Annotated in this window: 4 protein-coding genes; all 4 read right to left on the reverse strand. The window is 70.2% G+C overall.

Annotated elements, in window-relative coordinates; all coding sequences use genetic code 11:
- Positions 1-136: 136 nt before the first annotated feature.
- The gene (locus PKH97_RS12240) at positions 137-1,327 is read right to left on the reverse strand and encodes an MFS transporter (RefSeq protein ID WP_324387752.1); all 1,191 of its coding nucleotides are present in this window, start codon (positions 1,325-1,327) and stop codon (positions 137-139) included.
- Positions 1,324-2,220 carry an alpha/beta fold hydrolase gene (locus PKH97_RS12245; protein ID WP_324387755.1) on the reverse strand — a complete coding sequence of 299 codons (897 nt, stop codon included), beginning with the start codon at positions 2,218-2,220 and terminating at the stop codon, positions 1,324-1,326. Before PKH97_RS12245 ends, PKH97_RS12240 begins: the two co-directional genes overlap by 4 nt.
- Positions 2,221-2,224: 4 nt before the next feature.
- A complete protein-coding gene (galE, locus tag PKH97_RS12250) occupies positions 2,225-3,244 on the reverse strand; it encodes a UDP-glucose 4-epimerase GalE (protein WP_324387756.1) in 1,020 nt (339 codons plus the stop codon).
- Between the two features lie 87 nt (positions 3,245-3,331).
- Positions 3,332-4,102 (reverse strand): DeoR/GlpR family DNA-binding transcription regulator (locus PKH97_RS12255; protein WP_324387757.1); only part of this gene is annotated, 771 nt, incomplete at its 5' end.

Consider the following 4,102-nt stretch of genomic DNA (forward strand, 5'->3'; position numbering starts at 1 on the left):
CCGATCCGGAGATCCAGTCACTGCCCGCCTCGCCCTCGCGACCCTTTTTCGGACCTATCGATGAGTGATATCGCGGCCAGGACCGCACTATCACTCATCGATCAGCCACTCGGCAGATCGCCGACCCCCCCGACGATCAGCGAGTCGGCTGGGGCAACTCGTCGTCGACGAAGGTCGGGGCGGCGAGTCGATAACACGCCCACGACAGCGGCACGCCGGTTGCGGCCAGCAGGATCAGCACGAGGGTCCAGCCCCCGGTCACCGCGTGCAGCACGCCGACGAGGAAGGGCCCGAGAGCCGCCAGCAGGTAGCCGATCGGCTGCACGAAGCCCGACACCTGCGCTGTCAGTGCCGGCTCGCGTGTGCGAGCGGTGATCAGCGCGATTGCGGTGGGGAAGGTGAAGCCGGAGACCGCGAGCAGCGCCGCCCACAGCCAGGGCACGGTGGCCGGGGCGAGGATCAATCCGGCATACCCGGCCATCAGGATCACCCCGAAGGACGCGAAGCCCACCTTCAGGCCCCGGCCGCGCGCGATCACCGCCGGCATGAGCAGCCCGCCGAACAGGCCGATGCCGGAGACCGAAGCCAGGAGCGCCCCGGCATACGTGGCCGACAACCCCGCGTCGCGATAGATCTGCGGGAGCCAGCCGAACTGCACATACGCGTGCATCGACTGCACGCCGAACATCGTCGTCAGCGCCAGCGCGGTCGGCGAGTGTGCCACGCGACCGCCCGGTGCGACCATCGGACGACGGTGATCGGCCGGCAAATTGTGTTCGCGCACAGCGAGATACGCCCAAGCGGGGACTGCCGACAAGGCCAGCCAGCCCCACAGCCCCAGCGATGGCCGCCAGCCGCCGAGCGACTCGGCCAGCGGGGCCGCGAGTGCCGCCCCGATGCCGCCACCGATCATCAGGCCAGTGCCGTAGATCGTCTGGAGCAGCACCTGCCCCTGCTCGTGCGTCTTGATCCACGCCGGCACCAGGACGTTGCCCAGCGCCATCCCGCCGAGCGCGACGACCGAGAGGGCCAAGAAGACCCAGGCGTTCCCGGTCCCCGCCCGCAGGATCTGCCCGACCGCCACCGCGACCAGCCCAAGCGCGATCCCGGCCGTCGTCCCGATCCGCCGGGCAATCGTCACCGCGAGCAACCCGATCAGGCCGAAGCAGAGCCCAGGCAGCCCGGTCAAGACCCCAGCCAGACCCGCCGACATCCCCAGGCCCGACCGGATCTCCGACAGCAGCGGTCCGGAAACCGACGCACCCGGCCGCAGGTTGAGCGAGACCAGCACGACCGCCACCAACGGCACGATCAGCCGGCGGCTCACCCGGGCGACCCGGTGCTCGCGAGGAAGTGGGCCACCCGCGCGATATACGCCGGCCGGTCCTGGAAATAGCCGCCGCAGTGATCCGCGCCCTCGAAGATGTGCAGCGCCTTCGGCTCGCCCGCGGCCGCGAACAGGCGGTATGCGTGATCCACCGGGATCACGCTGTCGGCCGCCCCGTGCAGCAACAACAGTGGGCGCGGCGCGAGCGCCCCCACGACATCGATCGGCGCGACCTCGCCGAAGCCGTAGCCATAGCGCCAGCGCGTCGCCCAGTCGGTCAGCCACAGCAAAGGGAAGGGCGGCAACCGGAGTTTGCCGAGGGCATGCGCGACGACGCCCCGCATCTCGGCGAAGGGCGAGTCCAGCACCAGCGCCCGCACCCGCAAATCGCCCGCCGCGACAAGGATGCTGACCGCGGCACCCATCGAGACGCCGACGAGGACGATCGCGGCGTCGGGGCGGCGGGATGCGGCATACGTGATGGCGGCGCGCAGGTCGGCCTGCTCGTAGTGCGCCAACGATTGCGGCCCGTCCTGCGAATCGCCGTTGCCGCGAAAGTCGAAGAGCAGCACCGTGTTTCCTGCGCGCCAGAGGCCAGGACCGATGCCGAGCATGTCGGACTTGTTGCCGCGGTGGCCGTGGCTGACGATGACCACGCGCTCGCTGTCCGGCCGGTCGAACCACCACCCGGCCAGCTGTGTGCCGTCGTCCGCCGCGAAGCTCACCTCGTCGGCCGCGACGCCCACCTCGAAGGGACTGAAGCGATAGTCCGGCCTCGGCCGTTGCGGCCCGCTGATCTGCCGGGCCCCGACGAGCGCCCCTGCAACCAACCCTCCGGCCGCAACGGCCAACAGGCTGGCCGCGCCGACCCCCTCGCGGCGACGCAACGGCATACGGTTAGTCCTCGTAGCCCGTCGGGTTCGCCGACTGCCAGCGCCAGGTGTCGGCACACATGTCGTCGATGGACCGCGTTGTCGCCCAACCGAGTTCGCTATTGGCCTTGGTCGGGTCCGCCCACGACCGGGGCTGGTCGCCGGCGCGCCGCGGACCGATCTCATAGGGCACCTCGCGCCCCGACGCCCGCGCGAAGGCCGCCACCATCTCCAGCACGCTGGTGCCCTGGCCGGTCCCGAGATTCCACACCGACACCGGATCGTCGACCTGGGTCAGCCGCGCCAGAGCGGCGACGTGCCCGGCAGCGAGATCCTCGACGTGGATGTAGTCGCGCTCGCAGGTGCCGTCCGCCGTCGGGTAGTCGTCGCCGAAGACCGTCAGCTTCGCGCGCCGGCCCACCGCCACCTGAGCAATGAAGGGCATCAGGTTGTTGGGGATACCCTGCGGGTCCTCGCCGATCGTGCCGGACGGGTGCGCGCCGATCGGGTTGAAATAACGCAGGATCGCGATCCGCAGGCTCGGGTCGGCGGCGGCCACGTCGGTGAGGATGTGTTCGCCCATCACCTTGGTGCGGCCATACGGGCTCGACGACTGCAGGGGCGCGTAGTCCTCGCGATAGGGCAGCGGCGCCTCCTCGCCGTAGACGGTCGCCGAGGAGGAGAAGACGAGCTTGCTGACGCCATGGCGCTTCATGGCGTGGAGCAGCGAGAAGGTCGTGCCGAGGTTGTTCTCGTAATACTCCAACGGGATCTGCGCGCTCTCGCCGACCGCCTTGAGCCCGGCGAAGTGGATGACCGCGTCGATCGGTTCGTCGGCGAAGAGCCGCTCGGTCTTGTCGCGATCGGTCAGGTCGAAGGCATGCACGGGCAGGTGCGCGCCGGTCAGCGCCTCCAGTCGCCCGATGACAGCCGGCTTGCTGTTGGCGAAACTGTCGGCAATGACCACGTCGTGACCGGCCGCAACGAGTTGGACGACGGTATGGGAACCGATATAGCCGGCGCCGCCGGAGACGAGGACACGCATGGAGACAACCGTATGCCGATTTCCGCCCGCGGCGGCGCGTCGCCTCCTGCGCCCCTGCGCTTGCGACGGAGGGTCGCCGCGGGACCTTCAGGCGCGGATGACCTCGACGCCGTGGTCGCGGGTGATCGCGTCGGCGTCGGCCTGGGGGAGCCCCGTGTCGGTGACGAGCACATCGATGTCGGAGAGCACGGCATACCGGTGGACGGACTCGCGGCCGAACTTCGAGTGATCGGCCAGCAGCACCCGCAGGCGCGAGGAGCGGATGAGCGCCGCCTTCAGCTCGGCCTCGATCTCGTCCGGTGTGGCCAGCCCGTGCTCGCTGGAGATGGCGTTCGCGCCGAGGAAGGCGACGTCGGCGCGGACGCCCTCGAGAGCCCGCACCGCCCACGCGTCCGCCGTGCCCAGGGTGGCCGCACGCACCCGCCCCCCCAGAATGGTCACCCCGCCGAGGCGCGGGACCAGAGCCAGGGCAATCGGCAGCGAGTTGGTGAAGGCGACCAGGTTGGGAAGCGCGGGCAGCGACTCACCGAATGCGGCTGTTGTCGTGCCCGAATCCACCAGCACCGCACCACTTTCGGGGACGAACTGGAGCGCCGCGTCGGCGATCCGCGTCTTCTCCGGCCCGTATGCCGTGCGCCCACCGACGGGCACCTCGTGCGTCAGCGCTTCCACCGGCACGGCGCCGCCGTGCACCCGCCGCAACAGACCCAGTTCCTGGAGGTGGACAAGGTCCTTGCGGACGGTCTCGTGCGTCACGCCGAGGGTGTCCGCGAGGGCGTTAGCGCCCACCTGACCGCGGCTGCGCAAGGTGTCGAGAATGATCTGATGGCGGGAGGCCGCGAGCTGGGGATCGCCCCC

The organism is Nostocoides sp., assembly GCF_035343835.1.
Lineage (GTDB): Bacteria > Actinomycetota > Actinomycetes > Actinomycetales > Dermatophilaceae > Nostocoides_A > Nostocoides_A vanveenii.

What these genes read in the sequence shown, in the direction of transcription:
- PKH97_RS12245 (WP_324387755.1), bottom strand. Translation starts at nt 2,220, where the DNA reads ATGCCGTTGCGTCGCCGCGAGGGGGTCGGCGCGGCCAGCCTGTTGGCC.
- galE (WP_324387756.1), bottom strand. Translation starts at nt 3,244, where the DNA reads ATGCGTGTCCTCGTCTCCGGCGGCGCCGGCTATATCGGTTCCCATACC.